This window comes from Rhizobium sp. 268 (genome assembly GCF_036571585.1).
Lineage (GTDB): Bacteria > Pseudomonadota > Alphaproteobacteria > Rhizobiales > Rhizobiaceae > Rhizobium > Rhizobium redzepovicii.
The window spans coordinates 1-1,049 of record NZ_JAPPSO010000070.1; the positions used below are offsets into that span (position 1 = coordinate 1).

1 protein-coding gene and 1 pseudogene are annotated in these 1,049 nt (G+C 59.7%); both read left to right on the top strand.

The annotated features are described in order from the left end of the window. The first annotated feature begins 82 nt into the window (after positions 1 to 82). Complete coding sequence (locus OS035_RS33475; RefSeq protein ID WP_222134778.1) at positions 83 to 784, top strand: dimethylsulfonioproprionate lyase family protein; 702 nt, start codon at positions 83 to 85, stop codon at positions 782 to 784. A 198-nt stretch (positions 785 to 982) separates the two neighbouring features. Then, positions 983 to 1,049 (top strand): annotated as a pseudogene (locus OS035_RS33480) (GNAT family N-acetyltransferase); the annotation flags it as partial.

Sequence of the window (1,049 nt, forward strand, 5' to 3'; positions counted from 1 at the left end):
GGTCGCCGACTACGGCCTCGTCGCCGATCTGTTCGAAGCCCTGCCGGAACTGGAAAAGGCGCTCTAAGCGAGGGGACTGAACGTGGCGCGCGCGGTGGGACGTCCAATCAAACGTGGGGCCGATCTTCTTCTGAACGATGAGGAAAAGCCGGCATATATACGGCTGCACGACATCGGCAGGGAAAGACGGCCTCGGCCGCTGCAGGAATTCCTCAACGACGTCGGCGGGCTGATGTTGTCGGCCGACGCTCCTGCCGTCGCCAGTTTCGTTGCGGGCAAGGTTCTGCAGAGGCTGCTCAAAACGGGCAAGGTGCGCCCCTTGGAGGGCGGACCTCTTCCCGGTGCGCCCGATGGGCTTGATGACGCCATTGGCCATCTTGCTAAATCAGGACGGAAATACGAGGCGATTGCCGGCCAATTCAAAAGTCTTGCCGACAGCCTGCTCTGGCGACGCGGCCGCTCGGGCCCGTTTGCAAGCCTGAATTTCGGCAACACGCATTCTCATGCTGTTCTGGTCGGCCCCGGCGGCATGGAGGAGCGCGCCGATCTGAGGGTCGGCGTGATCTATATGGACCGCTACACCCGGTTTCCCGATCATGTTCAGACGCAGCCGCGGGCCTTCATCCTGCTTTCGCCTGGAGAAATCTGCCTTGGCAATTCGCAGTGGTTCTCTGCCGCGACCGGCACAGTCTTCGCGAACGATGCGGGGCAAACATTCGCGATAAGATGCACGGCAAGGCCGCTTCTTGCGGTCTGGTGCCAGGTTGAGCCGGAGACGCGGTGAGGTTGGTTTGGGCAGCGGATCGGCGAAAGCCGGTGGGAGGCCATGCATGTCGCCCGGAAGTTGTGCAGCGGTTCCGGGATAAGGACATGCATAGAAACAACAAGGTAAAGCGCGTTGCATGAATCAAGTTCGATGCGACGCGCTTTAGCCTATCCGAATATGTAGCAGTCAGAATTCAATTTTAGAAAGGATATCAAAATGGACGTTCGCGCCGCTGTTGCCGTTCAGGCCGGAAAACCGCTCGAAGTGATGACCGTGCAGCTGG